Origin of the sequence: Streptomyces sp. NPDC005302 (assembly GCF_040607345.1) — a bacterium.
In the GTDB taxonomy this organism is placed as follows: domain Bacteria; phylum Actinomycetota; class Actinomycetes; order Streptomycetales; family Streptomycetaceae; genus Streptomyces.
Genome location: NZ_JBEXGN010000001.1, coordinates 341647 through 362938, shown reverse-complemented (window position 1 = coordinate 362938; position 21292 = coordinate 341647). Strand labels below are relative to the sequence as shown.

Sequence of the window (21292 nt, the reverse complement as noted above, 5' to 3'; positions counted from 1 at the left end):
GGCTCATGTCCTATCGCGTCTGTTTCGTCTGTACCGGCAACATCTGCCGGTCGCCGCTGGCCGAGTCCGTCTTCCGCTCCCATGTGACGGATGCCGGGCTCGCCGAACTGGTCGAGGTCGACAGCGCGGGCACGGGCGGCTGGCACGAGGGCGATGGCGCCGACGAGCGCACGGTCGCCGTGCTGGAGGCCAACGGCTACGAGAGCGACCACGCGGCCCGGCAGTTCCAGGTCTCATGGTTCTCCCGTCTCGACCTCGTCGTAGCGCTCGACGCCGGCCACCTCAAGGCGCTGCGCCGGCTCGCACCGACCGCCGAGGACGCCGAGAAGGTCCGGCTGCTGCGGTCCTACGATCCCGCGGCGGGCGACGACCTGGACGTCCCCGATCCGTATTACGGACATATGGACGGCTTCGACGAATGTCTTGAGATGGTGGAGGCGGCGAGCCCAGGACTGCTGGCCGCGGTACGAGAGCAAGTGGAGGGACGAGCGGCATGACGTCTGGAGATTTCGTCACGGGAAGCGGCGCTGACGCGGCAGGACAGGGCGAGGGCACGGCATTGCGGGGTGACGGCACCCGCGCAGTGCGTGCCGGACTGCCCGAGCCCGTCAAGTACGAGCCCACGTTGCCCGGCCCGGTCTTCGCCGCGCACTTCCACCTGCCCGGTGAGCCGACCGGCCCGTACACGTACGGCCGCGACGAGAACCCGACGTGGACGCTCCTGGAGCGCGCCATCGGCGAGCTCGAGGCGCCTGGGCAGGACGCGGTCGAAACGCTCGCTTTCCCTTCGGGCATGGCCGCCATCTCCGCCGTGCTCTTCTCCCACCTGCGCGCCGGCGACGTCGCCGTCCTGCCCGACGACGGCTATCAGGTGCTGCCGCTCGTGCGCGAGCAGCTGGCGGCATTCGGTGTCGAGGTGCGCACCGCACCCACCGCCGGGGACGCCCAACTGGAGCTGCTCGACGGGGCGAAGCTGCTCTGGATCGAGACGCCGTCCAACCCGGGGCTCGACGTGTGCGACCTGCGGCGCCTCGTGGAGGCAGCCCACGCGCAGGGCACCCTCGTGGCCGTCGACAACACGCTGGCCACCCCGCTCGGACAGCGCCCGCTGGAACTCGGCGCCGACTTCTCCGTGGCCAGCGGCACCAAGATGCTCACCGGACACGGCGACATCCTCCTGGGGTACGTCACCGGACGCGACGCCGCTCTGATGGCTCCCGTCCGACGCTGGCGCAAGGTGGTCGGCGCCATCCCGGGCCCCATGGAGGCCTGGCTGGCCCACCGCTCGCTCGCCACGCTGCAGCTGCGCGCCGACCGGCAGACCGCCAACGCCCGGACGATCGCGGAGGCGCTGCGGGAGCGGCCCGAGGTGACCGGGCTGCGCTACCCCGGGCTGCCCGACGACCCCTCGTACAAGATCGCCTCGCAGCAGATGCGCCGGTTCGGCTGCGTGGTGTCGTTCACGCTGCCCACGCGCGAGCACGCGGACCGTTTCCTCGACGCGCTGACCCTGGTGGACGACGCCACCAGTTTCGGCGGGGTGCGGTCGACGGCCGAACGGCGTGGGCGCTGGGGCGGGGACGCCGTCCCGGAAGGCTTCATCCGCTTCTCGGCGGGCGCCGAGGACCCCGAGGACCTGGTGGCGGACGTGCTGCGGGCTCTGGACGCATCCGCGGATTAGGGGAGCACGACGGCGGGATCAGTGCGCCCGCTCCGCGCAACGGGCGGTCCGAGCCTCCCCCCTCGTGGCTCGGACCGCCCCGGTTCTGCGCGCGAAGAACCGCGCGCACAAGGCTAGTTGACTCTGTGTCAGTGTCCAATCACAGTAGCGACAGAGACCTATCGACTTATTTATAGTTGAGGCTCACGCGGGGGTGCTGGGAGGGGAGGGGCACCATGGACTTGGCCTTGCTGCGCACTTTTGTGACGGTGCACCGGGCCGGTTCCTTCACCCGCGCCGCCGCGCTGCTCGGGCTCTCGCAGCCGGCCGTGACCTCCCAGATCCGCACGCTGGAGCGGCAGTTGGGGCGGCCCCTGTTCCTGCGTCAGGCCCGGGGCGTCACCCCCACGACCATCGGCGACGAACTGGCCCACAAGGCGGCGCCACACCTCGACGCGCTCGTCGAGATCACCGAGACCGGCCTCGACGAGGACTCCCACGTCCGCACCCTGCATCTGGCGGGGCCACCGGAGTTCACCGCTGAACGCGCGCTGCCCGCGCTCACGGAGCTGACCGGGGAGGACGGCCAGGGCTTCGCGCTGCGCGCCTCCTTCGGCAACGCCGAGGAGACACTGGAAGGCCTCTCCGCCGGACATCATGATCTGGCCATCACAACGGCCCGTCCACGGGGTGCGCTCCTCACCGCGACTCCGCTCTGCGACGAAGAACACGTCCTGGTCGCCGCCCCGCGCTGGGCAGCGGAAGTCGGCCCGGGCAAACTCCGCCGCAAGGGCGCCCGCGCACTGGAGGACCTCCCGGTCGTCGAGGTCCACGAGTCGCTACCGCTCGTCGCCCGCTACTGGGCCTCGGTCTTCGACTGCCGTCCGGCTTCCTCGGGCACCGTCGTCGTCCCCGATCTGCGAGCCGTCCTCGCCTGCGCCGCCGCGGGTGCGGGCCTCGCCGTCCTGCCCACCTACCTCTGCTCCGACGCCATCGAACGCGGGGACGTCGTGGCGCTTCTCGATCCCGCGGTGCCGCCCCTGCGTACGTACTTCCTCGTCGTCCGGACGGGCACGCTGGCCATGCCGCACATCGCCCGGGCCCACGAATGGCTGCTGCGAGCGGCCGCCGACTGGAGCTGAGGGCTCGGCCCCCTCGGGACCGCGGCCAGGTCTTCCCGAGGATTCACGTGAAGTCGCGCCCGCGGTGATGTTTCACGTGGAACCAGCCGGGCCACATTCCTCCCATGACCGTCCGACCCGTGGTCAAGCGCACCGCCCGTGCCGTCCTGCTCGATGGTGACGACCTGATCCTGATCAAGCGCACCAAGCCCGGTGTCGATCCCTACTGGCTCACCCCGGGTGGCGGGGTCGAACCGGAGGACACGACTGTCGTCGAGGCCCTCCACCGCGAGGTGTACGAGGAACTCGGCGCCAAGATCATCGACGTGGTTCCCTGCTTCGTGGACACCGTCGAGCACATCGGCGAGGACGATGGTGCGACCGGCGTGAAGGTCCAGCACTTCTTCGTCTGCCACCTGGAGTCCATGGATCCGTCCCTGCGGCACGGTCCGGAAATGGATGAACCCTGTGGCGAGTACGAGATCGTCCGGGTGCCGTTCACCCGCGTCGGCATCGCCTCGGTCCACCTCGTGCCGCTCTCGCTGAGGCATTACCTCGACGGGAACATCGAGGGCGTGCGCGCCATGCACGCACCGGACCTGGGCTGATCCACACAGTCGGCGGCGAAGTAGGACGCCGTCGGTCAGTCGCCCACTACCGCGACGAGTTCCTCCACCGAGTCGTGCCGGATGCGGTCCGACGGGATGCCGATGTCCCTGAGCGCGTCGACACCGCTGCGGATCATGCCAGGCGGACCCGACAGATACGCGTCGTACTCGTTCCACGGCCCGTACTCGCGCACGACGTCGGGCAGCTGCAGGTGCGCCTGCTGGTCGATGACCGGGCGCACCGCGAGCCAGGGGTGGCTCTGCTGGAGCCGCAGCATCGTGTCGATGTCGTACAGGTCGTGATCCGTGCGTGCCCCGTAGAAGACCTCGACCGGGCGTCGGTGTCCGTGCTCGGCGACATCCTCGACCAGTGCCTTGATGGGCGCGATGCCGGTGCCGCCACCCAGGCAGAGCAGGCCGCTGTCGGTGGTGTGGTCGACGGTCATCGAGCCGGACGGAGGGCCGAGCCGTACGACGTCGCCGGGCCGGGCACGGTGCACGAGCGCGTTGGAGACCCAGCCGGCCGGAACGGCCTTCACGTGGAACGTCAGCAGTCCGTCGGAGCGGGGGGCCGAGGCGAAGGAGTAGTGCCGCCACACCCGCGGCCACCACGGCGTCTCGACGCTCGTGTACTGGCCCGCGAGGAACGGGTACGGCTGGTCGGGCCGGACGGTGATGACGGCGACGTCCGGTGTCCTCAGGTCGTGGGACACCACTTCGGCGTACCACCACGCGGGAGCCCGCAACTCGTCGGCGGCGGCCGCGTCGATCATGACCTGGGAGATCGTCGTGTAGGTGCGCACCCAGGCGGCCTCCGTCTCCGGATCCCAGACGGCCGCGGCGTAGTGACTGAGGGAACCGATGAGGCACTCACCGACGGCCGGGTAGTGCTCGGGCCGCGTTCCGTACTTGCGGTGTCCGCGGCCGAGGTTCTGCAGATACGCGACGAGGACATCGGTGTTGTCGATGTGCTCGGCCGCGGTCAGCAGCGCTTTGAGCAGCCGGTCCCGCTGGGTGTCCATCGCGGCGGGGAAGAGCGGGCGGAGTTCCGGGTGGCGCACGAAGAGCAGCGCGTAGAAGTACGACGTGACCTTGTCGGCGACCGGGCCGGCCTCCGCCATGGTCCGGCGGACCAGCACCGCATCGGGGGACGGCCGACGCGCGGCAGCGGGCTGCGGTGACTCCGCTCGCGGCTCGGGCCGGGCGACGGCCGCGGAAGCACCACGGAACGGCTGTGTGGCCCCGTTTCCGGGCCCGGAGCCCTCTGAGAGTCCCGGAGCGTGGCGCTCCGCGTGTCCGGAGCCGGAGCGGCTGCCTACGGCTTCGTGAGCGGGCTCCGGCTCGAACTGCCGGGCCTCCGAACGCGAGGGTGACGGGGTGCCGGTGTCGGGCTGTGCCGACGGCGAAGGACGCGTCCCGGACAGCGCTGACTCGTGCGGACCCAGAGTGCGGTGGGGTGTCCCGTCGGCCCGTGTCGCTGCCGGAGCTGCCGAGTGGATCGCAGGAGCTGCCCCGTGCCGAGCCGCCACTGTTTCGCCTGTGGATATTCGTTCCTGCGCGGACGTTTCCCGCTCGGGAGTTGTCTGCTGAGGGGCTGCGTGCGCCTGTTCCTCGGGCCCTGCGGCCGAACGGCCCATCGGGCGCATCGCGGCCAGCCGGCGGCCGTCCGACGGCGCCTGGTTCCCGCTGGGAGCCTCGGGCTCCTTGCGTGGTGTGAACCAGCCGCCCCCGCCGTTGCCGCCTGAAGTGCCGTTGTCGGCCGACGTGGTGGTCGGAGCGTCCATGTTCTGCCTCGCCTCGAACATCTTTCGGTCGGTCTGCGCACCTCCACGATCGGAAGATGCCTGCTTTCCCCCGCAGACGGCGTTCTCTTTCCCGGTTCAGTCCCGTTGACCCAATGCGGCCACATTGAACCTGGATTCCCACCCTGTACGGACAAGTAAGGCGAGAATGTGACATTGGCCGCAGTGCTCTCACGGCAGCATCCCACTCCGGGTCCACGCCGGACCGCATAACGGAAAATACGGGTCTTCGATCTCTCCATCCCGTTACGCTGCTTTGGCCTGCGTTCGTTCCACCACACCGTGTGCACATCGCGGCGGACACGAACCGGAGTCGACCATACCGGCAGTAGGTCCCCGCACAAGTCTCCTCTTCGCTCTCCGCGAATGAACGAGTGCCGGAACCGTCAATTGCCCCAATTACCCTGCGCGGTCGCCCAATTGATAGGCGTCCCACAGATTCCGGCTGACGGAGGAGTGAGGGGCGAGACGGCGCGGATGCCGATCCGCATTGACCCTGACGGACGCCGGGGCGACGCCGAAAAGGCTCCTCCTTAAGAGGGGCGGCGTAGGCGATGCATTCGGTTCGGCTCACCCCGAACCCTTCACAGAGCCGGTTCGTGATCTGCACCTTCGCCGTCGCGTTGAGCACACTCGTCGAGCGGCAGCACGCCTTACGGGTGACGTTTCACGTGAAACGTCACCCGCGCGCTCCTTGGCTCCACAGCCGACGACATGTTGTTGGGATACCGGGAATCCGGTGGACGACAGAGGGTCACGTCAGAGAGCCTGGCGTGCGTGTCGACCTCACTCACCGCTCTGTCCGTTCGCCGCCTGACGCCCCGCGACCTCTCCGCCTGCGCCGACTTGTCCGAGGACCGGGGCTGGCCCCGCGAGGAACACAAATGGGGCCTGTTGCTCACGGCAGGAACGGGGTTCGGCATCGACGACCCCGCGGGTGGCCTCATCGCCGCTTGCGTGGTGACCACCTACGGGCCGACCGAACGTCCCGAACTGGCGGCGATCGGTATGGTCCTGGTCGCCGAGCGGCACTCACGACAGGGCATCGGCCGGCACTTGATGCGGCACGTCGTCGCCGAAATGGCGACCACACCGCTGACGCTGCACGCGACGGTGCACGGCCGTCCGCTGTACGAGGAGTTGGGGTTCAAGGTCAGCGGCCGGGCCGAGATGGTCCGTGGAGTGTTCACCGCCGGCGGCCCGGGTTCAACGGTCTCCACGCGCCCGGCCACGGCCGAGGACCTCACGACCATCCTTCGTCTGGACGAGGAGGTCTTCGGAACCGACCGGACCCACATGATCACGCGGCTGCCGGCGTTCGCCGACCAGCTGCGGGTGGCCGAGGAGCACGGCCGCATCATCGGCTACGCGTCCGCCTGGCCCAACCTCGACAACCATGTCGTGGGGCCTCTGGTCGCCATGGACACCGAGACGGCGAAGGCGCTCATCGCCTCCCTCGCTGCCCACATCGACGGCCCGCTGCGCACCGACATCGACGTGCGGCACGAGGAACTGCTGACCTGGCTGAAGGAGCGCGGACTCGCCACCGTGTCGTTCAACTCGGTGATGACGTACGGGATCCCTGATCTGCCGGGCGACTGGACCCGTCGCTTCGCCCCGCTCACGGTGGCCGCCGGTTAGAACGCGCCCCATGTCACGACAGAAGTGCCGGACCCCCGAAGCATGGTGGGATCCGGCACTTCTGGTCTCTCGAGCACCCGTAGCTGGCGAGCGCCCGTAGGACGCCGCGACGGCCGGAGGTCAGACGAGAGACTCGACCGCGGTGACGGCGAAGCCGTGGTCCTGGTCGGGCATGCCGCCGCCGACTCCGATCGCGCCGATCAGCCGGCCTTCGCGGTGCACGGGCACGCCACCCGCGATGAACAGCAGAGGACGGTCGAGCGCGGTCGGCAGGGTGTGGAAGAGACCGCCCGGCTGCACGGCGTCGACCAGATCGGCGGTGGCCGAGTCCAGCTGAAGTGCGGTGTAGGCCTTGCGGGTGCTGGTCTCGCCCGAGATCAGGACGGCCCGGTCGTCGCGCCGGAAGGCGAGCAGGTGACCGCCGGCGTCGAGGACGGTGACGCTGACTCGCACGCCGGCGGTCTCGGCGGCACGCCGAGCCTCGGTGACGAGGGCCTCGGCATCCTCGATGGTCAGGGGGGCGACGGCGGTGACGGTGGTGCTCATGGGGGTTTCTCCTTGTGGGGGTGGTCTGTTCCGGGTGTTGAGGAGGTACTGATTCGAGACGGCCCTTGCCCGGGCCGGACCGATGCGGTCAGGAGTGGACGGCGGTCCGCTGATCCACGGGAGTCCCGCCCGCGACGACGGCGCTGGAGGCGTCCGCCCGCCGCTCCAGAGCGGCCGAGAGGACGGCGAGGACGAGTGCGCCGGCGGCGAGAACAGCGCCGACCCAGTTGGGGGCGGTGTAGCCGAGACCGGCGGCGATCACGATCCCGCCGAGCCAGGCCGAGAGAGCGTTGCCGAGGTTGAAGGCGCCGATGTTCACGGCCGAGGCGAGCGTGGGGGCGCCGTGCGCCTGGTCGAGAACGCGCTTCTGCAGCGGGGGAACGGTCGCGAAGCCGAGAGCTCCGATCAGGGCGATGGTGACGGCCGCGAGGATCTTGTTGTGTGCGGTGACGGTGAACAGCGCCAGCACAACGGCGAGGCCGCCGAGGGACACGTACAGCATCGGCATCAGGGCGCGGTCGGCGAACTTGCCGCCGACGAGGTTGCCGCCGACCATGCCGAGACCGAAGAGGACGAGCAGCCAGGTGACTGATCCGTCGGCGAAGCCCGCCACGTTCGTCATCATCGGTGCGATGTAGGTGATGGCGGCGAAGACTCCGCCGAAGCCGAGCACGGTCATCGCCATGGCGAGCAGCACCTGGACGTTCTTGAAAGCGGCCAGCTCATGGCGCAGGTGCACACCCTCGGGCTTCGGCAGTTCCGGGACAAGCTTGGCGATGCCCAGCAGCCCGATGAGTCCGAGTACGGCGACGCCCGCGAACGTGACCCGCCAGCCCGCGGTCTGTCCGATCAGCGTGCCCAGCGGGACACCGACGACGTTGGCGATCGTGAGACCGCTGAACATCATCGCGATCGCGCCGGCCTTTTTCTCGGGCGCGACGAGTTCGGCGGCGACCACGGATCCGATCCCGAAGAAGGCACCGTGGGCGAGGGAGGCGACCACCCTGCCGACGAGCATCAGGCCGAAGACCGGAGCCACGGCGGAGAGCAGGTTCCCGAGGACGAAGAGCCCCATCAGCGCCATCAGCATGCGCTTGCGGGACACCTTCGTGCCCAGCGCGGTCATGATCGGCGCTCCGATCACCACTCCGAGCGCGTAGCCGGTGACCAGCAGTCCGGCGGTGGGGATGGAGACGCCGAAGTCTCCGGCCACCTCGGGCAGGACGCCCATGATGACGAACTCGGTCGTTCCGATTCCGAAGGCCCCGATCGCGAGGGCCAGAAGCGCGAGAGGCATGGTGGGGTACACCTTCCAGAAGATTGCAGGAGCGCTTTGCGTGCGTTCACAATAGTTGCAGACGCGGGCTATGCGCAACAGCGGGCTATTGCGTTCGTGCTCTATCCTGGTTTCAGCCGCTCCGGGACGGAGGAAACGCCATGACAGCCACGGACCCCGCACTCACCGCCCTCGCTCAGGGATGGTGCGCACTCTCCTTGCTTCACGGAAGGATCGAGGCGCACATCGAGCGGGCTCTGCAGGCCCATCACGGGCTCAGCGTGCGCGAGTACTCCCTGCTCGACGTGCTCAGTCGGCAGCACGACGGCGAGGGCGGCCATCTGCAGATGAAGCAGGTCGCGGACGCGGTCGTGCTGAGCCAGAGCGCCACCACGCGCCTGGTCACCCGGCTCGAAGACCGAGGGCTGCTCGCCCGCTATCTCTGCCCGACCGACCGCCGCGGCATCTACACGAACGTCAGCGAAGCCGGCCTCGAGCTGCTCGCCGCGGCACGGCCGACCAACGACGCCGCCCTTCGTGAGGCACTTGACGACGCGGCCGAGAATCCGGAGCTGGCGCCGCTGGTCCGCGTCGTGGAATCGGCGAGCTCGCCCCTACTGCCGATGCCGTCCGTGGGCGCGCCCTCGTAGGGTGCGCTCATGGCAGATCTTGAAATACGAGCCGCTGTCGCCGGCGACGTGCCCGCTGTCGTCGCGATGCTGGCCGACGACCCGTTGGGCGCGCGGCGGGAATCCCCCGACGACCTGACCCCGTACCTGCGCGCGCTGGAGCGGCTGAGTGCCGACCCGAACCAGCACCTCGTCGTCGCCGTCCGCGAGGGGCGCGTCGTAGGCACTCTGCAGCTCACGGTGATTCCTGGGCTCTCCCGGAAGGGAGCGACGCGCTCGGTCATCGAGGGTGTGCGCATTCACGCCGACGAACGCGGCAGCGGTCTCGGTACGCAGCTCATCGAGTGGGCGATCGACGAATCCCGCCGCCAGGAATGCCAGTTGGTCCAGCTCACCTCGGACGCCTCCCGCACCGACGCCCACCGCTTTTATGAACGGCTCGGCTTCGAGGCCTCCCACGTCGGCTTCAAGCTCGCGCTCTGAACCAAGGGAGCCAGGACACGCGAACGGTCACTCGTGCGCGCCGCACAGCACACGCGACGGGCCACTCAAGGTGTCGACTCCCCACCTCCTCCGCGCGAAGGGGTGGCCTGTTTCACGTGAAACAGGCCATCCCGACAACCGCAGTGCCTACTGGATCCCCCGCCAGCCGTCCGCGTCCACTCCACCGGGCACCGAGGCCCCCTCCTCGTACGGCTGACGCGTGAACACGAACGACCCGAGGTCCAGATGGCTCACCGAGCCGTCGTCCCGCCGGACGGGCCGCAGAAGCTCTCCCGCGTAGTAGCCGTCGAGCCCGGTCCACGTCCCGTCACCGTTCGCCTTGAAGCGGGCACCTCGGCCGATGCCCGACAGCGGCCCGAGCACGAGCCCGCCGTCCGCCGGCACGCGCAGACCGAAGGGCTGTGTCCCCCAGTACCACTGACCCGCGAGCTCCAGAACAGCGCGGTCGACCTCGGCCATCGGTCGCCAGGGTTCGGGGATCCTCGGCTCCGCGTCCGCGACGATCCGCACCAGATCGGCGGCGACGGTGAAGGTGGGAGGACCCGAGGTGCAGTTGGACAGCACGACGGCCGCCACGTCGTCGTCCACGCTGATCACCAGTCCAGCCAGGAAGCCCGGCAGGGATCCTGAATGCCCGACGAGGGTCCGTCCGTCGCGATGCAGGATCTGCATCGCGAGACCGTAGGAGGTTCCCACCGCCAGGTCCTCCGTCTCGGACGGAGCCGCGGGCGTCCGCATTTCCCGCACCGACTCCGCGCTCAGCACCCGCTCGTCGCCCTTGACCAGGAAGGCTGCGAAGCGGGCCAGGTCCCCCGTGGTGGACCACAGCTGTCCGGCCGGGGCCATCCGCCCGAGGTCCTCCGCGGGCTCGGGCATCATCGCGTCGGCCCAGGGATGGACCGCCCAGCCTCCTGCGTGAGGTGCTTGTGGGCACCCGCTCGTGCGGTGCAGGCCGAGCGGTTCGAGCACCTCGCGGCGCAGCACGTCCTCCCAGGAGGCACCTCGTACCCTCTCCACGAGAGCGCCGAGCAGTGTGTAGCCGGGATTCGAGTAGTGGTGGCGTCGGCCGACCGGGTGCCGGAAAGGCTGCTCGCCCAGCACGTCGGCCAGATCGGGACGGAGCGAGCCGGGGGTGCGCTCCCACCAGGGTGCGGGCGTCTCGGCAGCCAACCCCCCGGTGTGCGCGAGGAGTTGAGCGATAGTGATGTCCCCCACGCCGGTCCCCGGAAGATGCTTCTCCAGCGGGTCGCCGAGGTCCAGGAGACCCTCGTCCCTCAGCCGCAGTACGAGGACGGCCGTGAACGTCTTGGTGATGGAACCGATCCGGTACTGCACGTTCTCATCCGGCCCGTGACCGTCCACCGAGGTCCGCGCCCCGTGCCACACCGCCTTTCCTCCGCGGACCACGGCCGCGACGAGGGACGGCGCCCGCCCCTCACTCTGCGCGACGGCGATGCGGTGCAGCAGGGCTCGGCGCGTGCTGGGGAGCAGATCGTCCTGAGGTGTCGTCATGGCACCAGTCCACCTGCCCTGTCACCGGACGTCGAGCGGATTTGCCCGGCGTGGCTCAACAGAACCCCGGATCAGGTCTGTGCCATGTCCACGAAACGGGAGTAGTGACCCTGGAAGGCCACCGTGATCGTGGCGGTGGGGCCGTTACGGTGCTTGCCGACGATGATGTCGGCCTCGCCGGCGCGCGGTGACTCCTTCTCGTACGCGTCCTCGCGGTGGAGCAGGATGACCATGTCCGCGTCCTGCTCGATGGAGCCGGATTCACGCAGGTCGGAGACCATGGGCTTCTTGTCGGTGCGCTGCTCGGGGCCACGGTTCAGCTGCGACAGCGCGATCACCGGAAGCTCCAGCTCCTTGGCCAGGAGCTTCAGGTTTCGTGACATGTCGGAGACCTCCTGCTGGCGGCTCTCGGAACGCTTGCCGCCCGATTGCATCAGCTGGAGGTAGTCGATGATGACGAGCTTCAGGTCGCTGCGCTGCTTGAGGCGGCGGCATTTGGCGCGGATCTCCATCATCGACAGGTTCGGGGAGTCGTCGATGTAGAGCGGCGCGGCCGAGACGTCCGGCATGCGGCGGGCCAGCCGGGTCCAGTCCTCGTCGGTCATCGTGCCGGACCGCATGTGGTGCAGGGCCACGCGTGCCTCGGCGGAGAGCAGGCGCATCGCGATCTCGTTGCGGCCCATTTCGAGCGAGAAGATCACGCTCGGCATGTTGTGCTTGATCGAACAGGCCCGGGCGAAGTCCAGCGCCAGCGTCGACTTACCCATGGCGGGGCGGGCCGCGATGATGATCATCTGGCCCGGGTGCAGACCGTTCGTGAGGGAGTCGAGGTCGGTGAAGCCGGTCGGCACACCGGTCATCTCCCCCGAGCGGGATCCGATCGCCTCGATCTCGTCGAGCGCGCCCTCCATGATGTCGCCGAGCGGCAGATAGTCCTCGGTGGTGCGCTGCTCGGTGACGGCGTAGATCTCCGCCTGAGCGCTGTTGACGATCTCGTCGACGTCGCCGTCGGCCGCGTATCCCATCTGGGTGATGCGGGTGCCTGCCTCGACCAGACGTCGCAGGACCGCGCGCTCGTGCACGATCTCCGCGTAGTACTCGGCGTTCGCCGCGGTCGGGACGGTCTGCACCAGCGTGTGCAGATACGGTGCGCCGCCGACCTTGGTGATCTCGCCGCGCTTGGTGAGTTCGGCCGCGACGGTGATGGGGTCGGCGGGCTCGCCCTTCGCGTACAGGTCGAGGATCGAACCGTAGATCGTCTCGTGCGCCGGCCGGTAGAAGTCGTGGCCCTTGAGGACCTCGACCACGTCGGCGATCGCGTCCTTGGACAGGAGCATGCCGCCCAGGACCGACTGTTCGGCGTCCAGATCCTGCGGGGGGACCCGCTCGAACGACGAACCGCCGCTCTCCCACGAACCGTTGTCCTGGTCGCGGTCGTGCTGCTCGTCGCGGCCTCGGCCGCCACCGCCACGCCGACGGGACGAAGGCAGACGATCACTGGGACCAGTGTCCGCCCAGGGGTCGTCCAAGGGCTCGGAAATACTCACCGAGCCACCTCCTCCCGTCCGCCGGAGCGGACCTAGCCGTGCCCCTTATTTCTACGGCACGGCACTGACAACTGAGCTGCCCAACTCCGGTTCTCACGCGTCGTTTTTGCGTGGATTCCGAGGACGGAGGAGAGTACGGGCGACGCACCACGTTAGGCCCGCGGGCACCGTCAGCCAATCTGGTTATCCACAGGCCATGTGGACGACGGCCCTGATGCTGTGGAGAACCCCACAAAACCTGTGCACGACTCGGTGGACAGCCCTGTGAACAAGCCCTCACCCTTCCGGCGAGACACGCCCTGACCTGCACCTTTCCCGTCCACCGGCTGTGCAGGAGAAAAACTTTTCCTGTCGGATCAAGATCGCTCGAAACGGTCCGGCGTGACACGCCGTGCCAGGCTGACGGTAAGGGTCCTTCGGCAATTGCATCTCTTACCTGTGGAAGATTAGATTGGTGCCCATGACACAGGCTCCCGCGGCGCCCAGGACCGTCCGACGTCGGCACGATCGAGAGATCGTCGCGCTGGCCGTCCCGGCCTTCGGCGCGCTCGTCGCCGAGCCGCTTTTCGTCATGGCCGACAGCGCCATCGTCGGCCATCTGGGCACCGCCCAACTGGCCGGCCTCGGCGTCGCCTCCGCCCTCCTCATGACAGCTGTCGGCGTCTTCGTCTTCCTCGCCTACGCCACCACAGCCGCTGTCGCCCGACGAGTCGGCGCCGGTGATCTCGCAGCCGCGATCAAACAGGGGATGGACGGCATCTGGCTCGCCCTCCTCATCGGTGTGGCCGTCATCGCCGTGACCCTCCCCACGGCGCCGTCCCTGATGGCGCTCTTCGGTGCCTCCGACACCGCAGCTCCGTACGCGACGACGTATCTGCGGATCTCGGCGTTCGGAATTCCGGCCATGCTCGTCGTGCTCGCCGCCACAGGGGTACTGCGTGGGCTTCAGGACACACGGACTCCCCTGTATGTCGCCGTCGGCGGCTTCGTCGCCAACGCGGCCCTCAACGGACTCCTCGTCTACGGAGTCGGCCTCGGTATCGCCGGCTCCGCCTGGGGCACCGTCATCGCTCAGTGGGCCATGGCCGCCGTCTACCTCTACGTCGTCGTGCGAGGAGCACGGAAGCACGGCGCGTCACTTCGACCCGATGCCGGAGGGATACGCGCCTGCGCACAGGCCGGGGTCCCCCTGCTCGTCCGTACGTTGTCGCTCAGGGCGATCCTGCTGATCGCCACGGCCGTCGCCGCACGGCTGGGGGACGCCGAGATGGCCGCGCACCAGATCATCCTGTCGCTGTGGAGTCTGCTCGCTTTCGCTCTCGACGCCATCGCCATCGCGGGCCAGGCCATCATCGGACGCTACTTGGGCGCCGGTGACGCACTCGGTGCCCGCGATGCCTGCCGGCGCATGATCCAGTGGGGCATCGCCACCGGTACCGTCCTCGGTCTGCTGGTCGTCGCGACCCGCTCCGTGTTCCTTCCGCTGTTCAGCGGCGACGCGGGCGTGCAGGGTGCGGCCCTGCCGGCCCTGGTCGTCGTAGCGCTCGTGCAGCCGATCTGCGGCGTCGCCTTCGTGCTGGACGGAGTCCTGATGGGTGCGGGGGACGGCCCGTACCTGGCCCGCGCGATGCTGCTGACGCTGGCGGTCTTCACACCGGTCGCCCTGCTCGTTCCGGTCCTCGGCGGCGGACTGACCGCGCTCTGGGGAGCCATGGCGCTGATGATGGCGATGCGCATGCTGACGCTGTGGCTGCGCTCGCGCTCGGGCCGCTGGATCGTCACGGGCGCGACGCGCTGACAGCGCATTGATCGCCGTCGTCGTTTCACGTGAAACGACGACGGGTTTCACGTGAAACGGCACACCCGCGCCGACGGTGGAGCCTCCTCCACGATCCGATCGCAGCAACGCAGAAGGGCCGCACCCCGAGGGATGCGGCCCTTCTCTCAGCTATGCCGAGCGCTGCACTCAGGCAGCGACGACCTCGATGTTGACCTTGGCGGCAACCTCGGGGTGCAGACGCACGGACGTCTCGTGGGCGCCCAGGGTCTTGATGGGCGAGCCCAGCTCGATGCGGCGCTTGTCGACCTCGGGGCCACCAGAAGCCTTGATCGCCGAAGCGACGTCGGCCGGGGTGACGGAACCGAAGAGACGACCGGCGTCGCCGGAGCGAACGGCCAGGCGGACCTTGACACCTTCGAGGCGGGCCTTGATCTCGTTGGCCTGCTCGATGGTGGCGATCTCGTGGATCTTGCGAGCACGACGAATCTGCTCGACGTCCTTCTCGCCGCCCTTGGTCCAGCGGATCGCGAAGTTCCGCGGGATCAGGTAGTTGCGAGCGTAGCCGTCCTTGACGTCGACGACGTCGCCAGCGGCACCGAGGCCAGAGACCTCGTGGGTGAGGATGATCTTCATTTGTCGGTCACCCTTCCCTTATCGCGCGGTGGACGTGTAGGGCAGCAGCGCCATCTCACGGCTGTTCTTCACAGCCGTGGCGACGTCACGCTGGTGCTGCGTGCAGTTGCCGGTCACGCGGCGGGCACGGATCTTGCCGCGGTCGGAAATGAACTTCCGCAGCATGTTCGTGTCCTTGTAGTCCACGTACGTGACCTTGTCCTTGCAGAAAGCGCAGACCTTCTTCTTCGGCTTGCGCACAGGCGGCTTCGCCATGGTGTATCTCCTGTGTGATCAAGAAGTGGGCGTACGACCCACCCTCGGCCCGAGGGCCTAGAAGGGGGGCTCGTCCGAGTAGCCGCCGCCGGAACCGCCGGCACCGCCGGAGTTTCCGCCCCAGCCGCCACCGCCACCGCCGCCGCCCTGGTTGCCACCGGCGGGAGTGCCGGTAGCCCAGGGGTCGTCGGCGGGAGCGCCGCCGCCCTGCGGAGCGCCGCCGGAGCCACCGCCCCAGCCACCGCCCTGCTGGCCGCCGCCACCGCCGCCGCCGTAACCACCCTGGCCGCCCTGGCCACTTCGACCCGTGGTCTTGGTGACCTTGGCCGTGGCGTTCTTCAGGCTGGCGCCGACTTCCTCGACGTCCAGCTCGTAGACCGTGCGCTTGACGCCTTCACGGTCCTCGTAGGACCGCTGCTTCAGCCGGCCCTGCACGATGACGCGCATGCCTCGCTGGAGCGACTCTGCGACGTTCTCCGCCGCCTGACGCCAGACCGAGCAGGTCAGGAACAGGCTCTCGCCGTCCTTCCACTCATTGGTCTGACGGTCGAAGGTGCGGGGAGTGGACGCGACACGGAACTTCGCGACCGCCGCACCGGAAGGGGTGAAGCGCAGCTCGGGGTCGTCGACAAGATTGCCGACAACCGTGATGACGGTCTCGCCTGCCATGGGGGTACCTCTCGGCGGGTTTGCTGCTGGCTGCTGGTGCTGCTACTCGATGCCCGAGTTCAGCTGAGCTGGAGAGCTCAGTGGGTCTCGGGACGGAGGACCTTGGTCCGGAGGACCGACTCGTTCAGGTTCATCTGGCGGTCGAGCTCCTTGACGACTGCAGGCTCGGCCTGCAGGTCGATGACCGAGTAGATGCCCTCGGGCTTCTTCTTGATCTCGTACGAGAGACGACGACGGCCCCAGGTGTCGACCTTTTCGACCTTTCCGGCGCCCTCGCGGACGACGGAGAGGAAGTTCTCGATCAGGGGGGCGACAGCGCGCTCCTCCAGATCGGGGTCGAGGATGACCATCACTTCGTAGTGACGCATGTGGAACCCACCTCCTTTGGACTCAGCGGCCACGGTCGTTCCGTGGCAGGAGGGTTGTGATGCGTACGCAACGGTATCGGCCGCCACTGACAATCGGGGTCGTCGCCGGTGAAACCGAGCGGCAATCCCTGTCGTGACCTGGCCATGAGCCTGGGCAGACACCGGTGCAGAGGGTACAGACTACCTGCACCCTGCCTTCCGGTTGAAATCCGACCGGGTTGACCCCCAGTCTGTACACATCGGGTGTGTATGGCGCTACGATGCGCCGCCTTCCGCAGGAGGTGCCTTATGGCACAGGTATTGCGACCGAACACCACCGGCTCACTCTTCGCCACGGACGGCAAGCCTCATCCCCTCCAGGACACCTTGCTCACGGTGACCCTGGTGCTCGGGGTCCTGGCCTTCGTCACATCGATGTTCCACAGCCTCCACCTGATCAGCTCGTGGGCCGGCCTCATCGGGATCCTCACCGGCGCCTACGGGCAGTTCATCTCCGTGACGACCCGGGAGCGCTTCGGTCTGATCCTGGGGCTCGGCCTGTCGGGGGTCGGTTTCTACCTCGGTCTGGCCCACGGCGGCCTCTTCGGCGGGACGTTCTGAGTCGAACGTCCGTTTTCCACTGAGCCCCGGGACGCTCCACGCTCTCTTCCCGGGGCTCAGGTTCCATACGGCCAGACGGGGCGCTCGCAGGGCGCAGTAGGCTTCGGCGCGAGAGCCGGAGCCCTTGTACCCATGGGGACACACCAGCCCGAGGAGCGCCCCTAAATGAGCCTGACCCTGAGGACCATCAGTCGTGAGCAGCATCTGGCCTACATCCAGAGCCTGCCCGCGGCCAGTCACATGCAGGTCCCCGCATGGGCAGACGTAAAGGCCGAATGGCGCTCCGAGAACCTCGGGTGGTTCGACGACAGGACCGGCGAGATGGTCGGCGCGGGCCTGGTCCTCTACCGCCAGCTGCCCAAGATCAAGCGCTACCTGGCCTACCTTCCCGAGGGCCCGGTCATCAACTGGTTCGCGCCGAACCTGGACGACTGGCTGCAGCCGATGCTCGCGCATCTCAAGCAGCAGGGCGCCTTCTCCGTGAAGATGGGCCCGCCGGTGATCATCCGGCGCTGGGAGGCCACGTCCATCAAGGGCGGCATCCAGAACCCGGACGTGAAGCGCCTGCGCGACATCGAGGCCGATTTCATCGAACCGCGGGCCTTCGAGGTGGCCGACAAGCTGCGCCGCATGGGCTGGCAGCAGGGCGAGGACGGCGGCGCCGGCTTCGGTGACGTCCAGCCCCGCTACGTCTTCCAGGTGCCGCTCGCCAACCGCTCGCTGGAAGAGGTCCACAAAAACTTCAACCAGCTCTGGCGCCGCAACATCAAGAAGGCCGAGAAGGCGGGGGTCGAGGTCGTCCAGGGTGGCTACCACGACCTGGAGGAGTGGCAGCGGCTCTACGAGATCACCGCGGTCCGCGACCACTTCCGGCCGCGCCCGCTGTCGTACTTCCAGCGCATGTGGACGGCCCTCAACACCGAGGACCCGAACCGCATGCGGCTGTACTTCGCGCGCCACAACGGCGTGAACCTCTCAGCGGCGACGATGCTCGTCGTGGGCGGCCACGTCTGGTACTCCTACGGCGCCTCGGACAACATCGGTCGCGAGGTCCGGCCCTCGAACGCGATGCAGTGGCGCATGCTGCGCGACTCGTACGCACTGGGCGCCACGGTCTACGACCTGCGCGGCATCTCCGACTCGCTGGACGAGACGGACCACCTCTTCGGCCTCATCCAGTTCAAGGTGGGCACCGGCGGCGAGGCGGCCGAGTACCTCGGCGAGTGGGACTTCCCGCTCAACAAGCTGCTCCACAAGGCACTCGACATCTACATGTCGCGCCGCTGAGCCGACCCGGAAGACGTGCCCGGCCCCTTATCCGGCCGGGCACCTCCCCATCGGTCCGGCAAATCAGCGACAATCGCCTTTCGTACCTCTGAACACACGGCAGCCACGAGAAAGGTTCCGGGACCGGCCATGGCGCTCACGCTCTACGTCGACACCGCGCGCTGGCGGGCACACCACAAGCAGGTGTCCGAGCAGTTTCCGGGGCTGGTCCCCGTCTGCAAGGGCAACGGCTACGGCTTCGGCCACGAACGGCTCGCGGACGAGGCCACCCGTCTGGGGTCGGACATCCTCGCCGTGGGCACCACGTACGAGGCCGCCCGGATCAAGGACTGGTTCGGCGGCGATCTCCTGGTGCTGACGCCGTTCAGGCGCGGCGAGGAGCCCGTACCGCTGCCCGACCGTGTCATCCGGTCGGTGTCGTCCATCGACGGCGTCTACGGCCTCGTGGGAGCCCGCGTGGTCATCGAGGTCATGTCCTCGATGAAGCGGCACGGTGTGAGCGAGCAGGACCTGCCGCATCTGCACGCCGCCATCGAGAACGTGCGGCTCGAGGGTTTCGCCATCCACCTGCCGCTGGACCGCACCGACGGCTCGGACGCCGTCGAGGAGGTCATCGGCTGGATGGACCGCCTCCGTGCGGCCCGCCTGCCACTGCACACGATGTTCGTCAGCCACCTCAAGGCGGACGAACTCGCTCGACTTCAGCAGCAGTTCCCGCAGACCCGCTTCCGCGCCCGCATCGGCACGCGGCTGTGGCTGGGGGACCACGAGGCCACCGAGTACCGCGGAGCCGTCTTGGACGTCACACGGGTCTCCAAGGGCGACCGCTTCGGCTACCGGCAGCAGAAGGCCGCATCGGACGGCTGGCTCGTGGTCGTGGCGGGCGGTACGTCGCACGGGGTCGGTCTGGAGGCTCCCAAGGCGCTGCACGGCGTCATGCCGCGCGCCAAGGGCGTCGCTCGCGCCGGCCTGGCCACGGTGAACCGCAACCTCGCGCCGTTCGTCTGGGCGGGCAAGCAGCGCTGGTTCGCGGAGCCTCCGCACATGCAGGTGTCGATCCTCTTCGTGCCTTCCGACGCCTCGGAGCCGAAGGTCGGCGACGAACTCGTGGCGCACCTGCGGCACACCACGACGCAGTACGACCGGGTCGTCGAGCGCTGACACCGAATCCGTTCCGTACCGCTCCAACGCATGCGAAAGGCCGTCCACGGGCTCCGTGGACGGCCTTTCGCATGACCTCTCCCGAGTCTGTTCGCTCAGAGCGAACTGCCTCCAGGAGGCACACTCCTGCCACCCCACTCGACCGGGGGCTGTCCGTCGAAGTGCGCCGCGTGCCTCGGTGGATGGGCCGCCGCTCCCAGGACGAACACGTCATCGGCGCCGTCCAGGATCCCGCCCGACGGATCGTCGTCGCCTGCTCGCCGCACCACGTCGCGTTCGGGCATGAAGATGTCCCGGAGCACCACCGCACAGAGGTAGAGCGTCCCCAACAGGTGGACGGCGATAGCGACTTGGTATCCGTCGGTCGGCAGACCCTTGTGAGCGTCCCCGCTGGTCGTGTACGCGAGGTACATCCAGATGCCCAGGAAGTACGCGACCTCGCATGCCTGCCAGATCAGGAAGTCCCGCCAGCGCGGCCGGGCCAGTGCGGCGAGAGGGACCAGCCACAGCACGTACTGCGGTGAGTAGACCTTGTTCGTCAGGATGAAGGCCGCGACGATCAGGAACGCGAGCTGGGCGAATCGGGGCCTGCGGGGGGCTGTGAGCGTGACGGCGCTCAGCCCCGCACAGAGGAGCAGCATCATGACCAGCGCCCACGTGTTGGCCGTGTCGGGGGTGATCGTGATCTTCAGCCACTGTGAGATGAACAGGAAGACGGAGCCGAAGTCGACCCCGCGCTCCTGGCTGAAGGTGTAGAACTTCGACCACCCTTCGGGCGCGAAGTACATGACCGGAAGGTTCACCACGAGCCAGGCACCGACGGCCCCGAGAAGCGCCGTTCCGAACTCACGCCATTTGCCGGCACGCCAGCACAGCAGGAACAGCGGACCGAGCACCAGGAACGGATAGAACTTGGCTGCCGTGGCGAGTCCGACCAGGATGCCGAAGGCCAGGGCGCGCCCCCGCGACCACATCAGCATCGCGGCGGCCAGGAGGGCCACAGCGAGGAGATCCCAGTTGATGGTGGCCGTGAGCGCGAAGGCCGGCGCCAGGGCCACCAAGAGGCCGTCCCAGGGGCGCCGGCGGTGGGTGCGGGCGGCACAGACGGCGATGACCGCCGCGCACGCCATGAGCATCCCCGCGTTGACCATCCAGTAGATCTGCTCCTGATCCTGGATGCTCCCGCTTCCCGGGGTGAGCCAGGCCGCGACCTCCATGAACACGCCGGTCAGTACCGGGTACTCGAGGTAGTCCATGTCGCCGGGCAGCTTGTCGAAGTAGGGCACGAGCCCATCCGCGAATCCACGCCCCTGGTAGAGGTGCGGGATGTCCGAGTAGCACGCGTGCGTGTACTGCGAACTGGCCCCGAAGAACCAGCCCCCGTCGTAACAGGGCAGCTTCTGGACCATGCCGAGGGCGAACATGCCGATCGCGATCAGGGCGACGACCCGCACGGGTGTCCACCAGGACGTCCCGAGCAGGGCTCGCCGCCCGATGGGGCCGCCGATCAGCTCGCTGCCGCTGGCGGCGACCTCGTCATCCTTGGTCGGCCGCACCAGCTCCGGCTCGTGCGCGCTCTCGCGCGTCGTCTCTGCACTGGGCATGCCGCACATCCTGCCGTACGTGTCCAGGAATGCGCTGAGGGCCGCCGCACCTGGTCGGTGCGACGGCCCTCGTTTCACGTGAAACGGTG

General features: G+C 68.5%; 21 protein-coding genes. 11 read left to right on the top strand and 10 right to left on the bottom strand.

The window, feature by feature from the left end:
* Nucleotides 1-5: 5 nt before the first annotated feature.
* The 4 genes from ABZT74_RS01580 to ABZT74_RS01565 all read left to right on the top strand — a co-directional run bounded on the left by ABZT74_RS01580 (nucleotide 6) and on the right by ABZT74_RS01565 (nucleotide 3389).
* A complete protein-coding gene (locus tag ABZT74_RS01580; RefSeq protein WP_356432869.1) occupies nucleotides 6-497 on the top strand; it encodes a low molecular weight protein-tyrosine-phosphatase in 492 nt (163 codons plus the stop codon).
* Nucleotides 494-1681, top strand: coding sequence for a cystathionine gamma-lyase (locus ABZT74_RS01575; protein ID WP_356169207.1), 1188 nt, complete (start codon nucleotides 494-496; stop codon nucleotides 1679-1681). Before ABZT74_RS01580 ends, ABZT74_RS01575 begins: the two co-directional genes overlap by 4 nt.
* A gap of 215 nt (nucleotides 1682-1896) precedes the next feature.
* Nucleotides 1897-2802 carry a LysR family transcriptional regulator gene (locus tag ABZT74_RS01570; RefSeq protein ID WP_356432867.1) on the top strand — a complete coding sequence of 302 codons (906 nt, stop codon included), beginning with the start codon at nucleotides 1897-1899 and terminating at the stop codon, nucleotides 2800-2802.
* A gap of 104 nt (nucleotides 2803-2906) precedes the next feature.
* A complete protein-coding gene (locus tag ABZT74_RS01565) occupies nucleotides 2907-3389 on the top strand; it encodes an NUDIX hydrolase (protein WP_356432865.1) in 483 nt (160 codons plus the stop codon).
* Nucleotides 3390-3424: 35 nt separating this feature from the next.
* Here ABZT74_RS01565 and ABZT74_RS01560 read toward each other — a convergent pair whose 3' ends face one another.
* Nucleotides 3425-5173, bottom strand: coding sequence for a globin domain-containing protein (locus ABZT74_RS01560; RefSeq protein ID WP_356432863.1), 1749 nt, complete (start codon nucleotides 5171-5173; stop codon nucleotides 3425-3427).
* 795 nt (nucleotides 5174-5968) lie between these two features.
* On the opposite strand from ABZT74_RS01560, the gene ABZT74_RS01555 reads away from it, so the two are divergent.
* The gene (locus ABZT74_RS01555; protein ID WP_356432860.1) at nucleotides 5969-6832 is read left to right on the top strand and encodes a GNAT family N-acetyltransferase; all 864 of its coding nucleotides are present in this window, start codon (nucleotides 5969-5971) and stop codon (nucleotides 6830-6832) included.
* 120 nt (nucleotides 6833-6952) lie between these two features.
* On the opposite strand, the gene ABZT74_RS01550 is transcribed toward ABZT74_RS01555, so the two are convergent.
* Both ABZT74_RS01550 and ABZT74_RS01545 read right to left on the bottom strand, forming a co-directional pair.
* Complete coding sequence (locus tag ABZT74_RS01550; protein ID WP_356432858.1) at nucleotides 6953-7378, bottom strand: heme-binding protein; 426 nt, start codon at nucleotides 7376-7378, stop codon at nucleotides 6953-6955.
* Nucleotides 7379-7466: 88 nt separating this feature from the next.
* Nucleotides 7467-8675 (bottom strand): MFS transporter, encoded by a 1209-nt coding sequence (locus ABZT74_RS01545; protein WP_355872063.1) that lies wholly within the window; start codon nucleotides 8673-8675, stop codon nucleotides 7467-7469.
* Nucleotides 8676-8815: 140 nt separating this feature from the next.
* Between ABZT74_RS01545 and ABZT74_RS01540 the strand changes: the two genes are divergently transcribed.
* Both ABZT74_RS01540 and ABZT74_RS01535 read left to right on the top strand, forming a co-directional pair.
* On the top strand, nucleotides 8816-9304 hold the full coding sequence (locus ABZT74_RS01540; protein WP_356432856.1) for a MarR family transcriptional regulator: 489 nt from the start codon (nucleotides 8816-8818) through the stop codon (nucleotides 9302-9304).
* Nucleotides 9305-9313: 9 nt separating this feature from the next.
* Entirely contained in the window at nucleotides 9314-9766 is a 453-nt protein-coding gene (locus ABZT74_RS01535) for a GNAT family N-acetyltransferase (protein ID WP_356432854.1), read from the top strand.
* A gap of 147 nt (nucleotides 9767-9913) precedes the next feature.
* Here ABZT74_RS01535 and ABZT74_RS01530 read toward each other — a convergent pair whose 3' ends face one another.
* Nucleotides 9914-11299 carry a serine hydrolase domain-containing protein gene (locus ABZT74_RS01530; protein ID WP_356432852.1) on the bottom strand — a complete coding sequence of 462 codons (1386 nt, stop codon included), beginning with the start codon at nucleotides 11297-11299 and terminating at the stop codon, nucleotides 9914-9916.
* A 71-nt stretch (nucleotides 11300-11370) separates the two neighbouring features.
* On the bottom strand, nucleotides 11371-12846 hold the full coding sequence (gene dnaB, locus ABZT74_RS01525; protein ID WP_356432850.1) for a replicative DNA helicase: 1476 nt from the start codon (nucleotides 12844-12846) through the stop codon (nucleotides 11371-11373).
* 460 nt (nucleotides 12847-13306) lie between these two features.
* Here dnaB and ABZT74_RS01520 point away from each other — a divergent pair, with 460 nt between their 5' ends.
* Complete coding sequence (locus tag ABZT74_RS01520; RefSeq protein WP_355872074.1) at nucleotides 13307-14644, top strand: MATE family efflux transporter; 1338 nt, start codon at nucleotides 13307-13309, stop codon at nucleotides 14642-14644.
* Nucleotides 14645-14812: 168 nt separating this feature from the next.
* Here the strand turns inward: ABZT74_RS01520 and rplI are convergent, their stop codons facing one another.
* From rplI to rpsF, 4 genes are all read right to left on the bottom strand, one after another.
* On the bottom strand, nucleotides 14813-15259 hold the full coding sequence (rplI, locus tag ABZT74_RS01515; protein ID WP_217457141.1) for a 50S ribosomal protein L9: 447 nt from the start codon (nucleotides 15257-15259) through the stop codon (nucleotides 14813-14815).
* An 18-nt stretch (nucleotides 15260-15277) separates the two neighbouring features.
* The gene (gene rpsR, locus ABZT74_RS01510) at nucleotides 15278-15514 is read right to left on the bottom strand and encodes a 30S ribosomal protein S18 (RefSeq protein ID WP_003949403.1); all 237 of its coding nucleotides are present in this window, start codon (nucleotides 15512-15514) and stop codon (nucleotides 15278-15280) included.
* A gap of 57 nt (nucleotides 15515-15571) precedes the next feature.
* Nucleotides 15572-16183, bottom strand: a complete 612-nt coding sequence (locus tag ABZT74_RS01505; protein ID WP_355872078.1) for a single-stranded DNA-binding protein — start codon at nucleotides 16181-16183, stop codon at nucleotides 15572-15574.
* A gap of 77 nt (nucleotides 16184-16260) precedes the next feature.
* A complete protein-coding gene (gene rpsF, locus ABZT74_RS01500) occupies nucleotides 16261-16551 on the bottom strand; it encodes a 30S ribosomal protein S6 (protein ID WP_037615007.1) in 291 nt (96 codons plus the stop codon).
* A 288-nt stretch (nucleotides 16552-16839) separates the two neighbouring features.
* On the opposite strand from rpsF, the gene ABZT74_RS01495 reads away from it, so the two are divergent.
* The 3 genes from ABZT74_RS01495 to ABZT74_RS01485 all read left to right on the top strand — a co-directional run bounded on the left by ABZT74_RS01495 (nucleotide 16840) and on the right by ABZT74_RS01485 (nucleotide 19599).
* Nucleotides 16840-17151: a hypothetical protein gene (locus ABZT74_RS01495; RefSeq protein WP_356432847.1), complete on the top strand. Its 312-nt coding sequence runs from the start codon at nucleotides 16840-16842 to the stop codon at nucleotides 17149-17151.
* Nucleotides 17152-17316: 165 nt separating this feature from the next.
* The gene (gene femX, locus ABZT74_RS01490) at nucleotides 17317-18438 is read left to right on the top strand and encodes a peptidoglycan bridge formation glycyltransferase FemX (protein ID WP_081218315.1); all 1122 of its coding nucleotides are present in this window, start codon (nucleotides 17317-17319) and stop codon (nucleotides 18436-18438) included.
* Between the two features lie 129 nt (nucleotides 18439-18567).
* Nucleotides 18568-19599, top strand: a complete 1032-nt coding sequence (locus tag ABZT74_RS01485) for an alanine racemase (RefSeq protein WP_081218316.1) — start codon at nucleotides 18568-18570, stop codon at nucleotides 19597-19599.
* Between the two features lie 95 nt (nucleotides 19600-19694).
* On the opposite strand, the gene ABZT74_RS01480 is transcribed toward ABZT74_RS01485, so the two are convergent.
* Nucleotides 19695-21203: a glycosyltransferase 87 family protein gene (locus tag ABZT74_RS01480; RefSeq protein WP_356169178.1), complete on the bottom strand. Its 1509-nt coding sequence runs from the start codon at nucleotides 21201-21203 to the stop codon at nucleotides 19695-19697.
* Nucleotides 21204-21292 lie beyond the last annotated feature (89 nt).